Below are 2,797 nucleotides of genomic sequence, written 5' to 3'. Positions count from 1 at the left end.
CGAGCTTAAATTTCAAAAGCTTTACCGCAAACGGAAGCTCTATCAGTTTCGAGCCCCAGCTTAGCATTATCTCCTCGCCGTCAAAGCTTAAAATTTTGGGCTCACCCAGCCAGCCCGCGCCGCCGCGCAGCTCCGCTTCTTGCTCGCTTCCGCCCTCAAAGCCCGCTTTTACCGCAAGCGTGCCCTGCTCGCCTTTGGGCGCGGGTTTGTAGGAGCTAAATTTGACGGTGAAGTTTTTAGAATTTATACTTTGTGTGAAGCTAAAATCGTTATCGCCGATCTGAGACAAACTTAGCGGATGCTCAAATAGCGCGTCTTGCGTGCGGATTTGCAAGTATGGTCTGACGCTCACCATCTCGCTTTCGCTCTCGCCCGCTCTTACGTGCAGTACGCCCTCAGCGCCCAGATACCGCGTCAAAGCCGCGCCGATAAAGATAACGATAAATGCCGCGTGCAGAACGAAAGAGCCGAAGCGGCGCCACATTTTGGTTTTAATTATAATGCCGAGCAGGCTCAGCGTCGCCGCACCCATGACGCACTCGTACCAGCGCGCCTCATAGACTAAAATTTTAGCAGTTTGCGTATCGTAAATGCTCTCTAAAAAGGTTGCGACGCCGGCACCTGCGGCTAGAATGAAAAGGAGGCAGAGCGCAAACTTGTAAGAGATGAAAAATTTTAATATTTTTAGCGCGCTCATTAACCCTCCGCAGTTTTACATTATTATATCGTAAGTTTGTCCCGCGTATAGTATAAACATCCTAAGAAGTAATACTCCGACCACGCTGGCAAGCGCGCTCGCGTAGAACGCAAACGCAGAGTGAGCAATCTTTTTGCCCAGTGCGAAATTTAAAACGAGCGGTACGCAAAAACCTACGCCCACGACGCCTAGCCAAAATAGCTGAGCGTAAACGCCTTCGCTAAAGGCTACGCTGGCGGCTTTTTGCACGTCGCTGCCCGTGATGAGAGAGACGAAAATCATGCCGATTAGTAAAATTTCCATCGCTAAAACCGGCCACTCGACGGCATGCAAGGTTTTTAGATCGCTGCCGTGCGGGTCTGCTTTAAAGAAAAGCGCGGCTATTAGACTAGATCCCGCGATGCCCGCCGATAAGCCAGACGCCACGAAAAGCGCAGGTAAAACGGCGGTATTAAGGATAGGAAATCTAACTAAAACCGAGATCAAAAATCCCGTATAGGCGCAGATCGCGACCGCAAAAACTAGCGTAAGCGCAAGAAGTAACGGGCGAAGCGCGTTTAAAATTTTCATTACGAGCGTGAAAAGCCCTTTTAAAAAAGTAAGTCTGCGCGATAAAAATCCGCTAAGATCAGCTTCAAACGCATAAAGGCAGGCTACGAAGCTAAGCGGGATATAGACGCAAAGCGCCGCCACGCCCACGGACATAACCGAGGTGAAGTTATAATTAATCAAAATTTTCCAAAAAAGTAGCGGTCGCTCTAAATCGGCTACCAGGCAGACCATACCGAGTAAGATCGCTACGAAAGATAGCAACGACGCAGCCTTAAACAGCGGCGTGCTTTCGGTTTGCTTTTTATAAAATCTAACAAGGATCGCGACTATCAAAGCGCCACCGCTCATACCCGCTAGCAAAAGATAAACCGCGATCGGCCAGCCCCACTCCACGCCGTGCGAGAAGGTCGCAGTAAAATTTATAGCTCCGTTCATGTCACACCCCCAATTTAACTGCAGGAATATAGCGCAGGCTCGGCTTCGTGCCGCACTCAGGATGCATGCGCAGGCTGTCTTTTACGCGAAGTAGCTTACTGATGTGCGAGCCTTCGTCGTTTAGATCGCCGAACACGATCGCCTCGTATCTGCACGCTTCGATGCAGGCAGGCTCGTGGCCGTCTTTTAAATTCGTATCCAAGCAGAAGTTGCAGCTCTCTGCGGCTTTGGTTTCGTGATTTATAAAGCGCACGTCGTAAGGACAGGCTACGATGCAGTATTTACAGGCGATGCAATCATCGGTGTTCATCGTCGTGATGCCGGTTTTTTCGTCCTTGTGGCAGGCTTTCGTCGGGCAAACTTTTACGCACGGCGCATCCTCGCACTGCTGACAAGAAACTCTAACATAGCGCTTTTCTTTCAAATTTAGCGGATCGGTTTTATCCTGGATAAAAAGCCTCATTTGGCCTTTTGGGACCAAATTTACCTTTTTACAGGCTATCTCGCAATCAGTGCAACCCACGCATTTGTTCTGATCGAAGATCATGCCGTAGTGCGGTTTTTTCGGCTCTTGCTTTTGAATGCTCGCATTTGCGTCTTGCGCGCTTTTATCCGCGCTGTTTTGCGCGAGTAAGCTTGAGGCGATTGCGCCGAGCCCCAAAGAGCCGAGTGCGGCGGATTTTATAAAATTTCTTCTTTGCTTTTGCATATTCTCCTCCGACTAAATTTAAGCAAAACTACTTTGTTTTATTCGCGTCGTGAAAGCTTTTAGCCTCGCTCTCGCTAAGCTTTTTGGCTGCATCGGCAAGCTCGCCGGGCTTTAAAACTTTTAGTAGTTCGGCTTCAAAAATCACCACAGAACCCGCAGGAATTCTATCTACGTCCACGTTGCCGTAGGCTAAATTACTAGGGATTGTAAATTTATATTTCGAGCCTGTATTCATCAAAAGCAACCCCTCGCGCAATCCGTCGATTAAGCCTATCATAGAAAGATGCGCCGGAATTTTAGACGCGAAAGTATCGTCAAATACGCTACCATTCGTCAAATACGCCTTGTAGTTCATCACTACTACGCTCTCGGGCTTTGGCTTTTCGCCCATACCTAGTTTTAGA

The 2,797-nt window shown here is 48.8% G+C and carries 4 protein-coding genes; all 4 read right to left on the bottom strand.

What is annotated here, in order from left to right; genetic code table 11:
• Positions 1-697 (bottom strand): cytochrome c biogenesis protein ResB (locus Q0256_RS06380; protein ID WP_297961301.1); only part of this gene is annotated, 697 nt, incomplete at its 3' end.
• Positions 698-712: 15 nt separating this feature from the next.
• The gene (gene nrfD / locus Q0256_RS06375; protein ID WP_297961298.1) at positions 713-1,684 is read right to left on the bottom strand and encodes an NrfD/PsrC family molybdoenzyme membrane anchor subunit; all 972 of its coding nucleotides are present in this window, start codon (positions 1,682-1,684) and stop codon (positions 713-715) included.
• A 1-nt stretch (position 1,685) separates the two neighbouring features.
• Positions 1,686-2,393, bottom strand: coding sequence for a 4Fe-4S dicluster domain-containing protein (locus tag Q0256_RS06370; RefSeq protein WP_297961295.1), 708 nt, complete (start codon positions 2,391-2,393; stop codon positions 1,686-1,688).
• A gap of 28 nt (positions 2,394-2,421) precedes the next feature.
• Positions 2,422-2,797 (bottom strand): FKBP-type peptidyl-prolyl cis-trans isomerase (locus Q0256_RS06365; RefSeq protein ID WP_297961292.1); only part of this gene is annotated, 376 nt, incomplete at its 5' end.

The sequence above is a fragment of the uncultured Campylobacter sp. genome, assembly GCF_937949835.1.
In the GTDB taxonomy this organism is placed as follows: Bacteria; Campylobacterota; Campylobacteria; order Campylobacterales; family Campylobacteraceae; genus Campylobacter_B.
The sequence above is the reverse complement of the archived record's forward strand: the minus strand, read 5'-3'. Positions and strand labels throughout refer to the sequence as shown.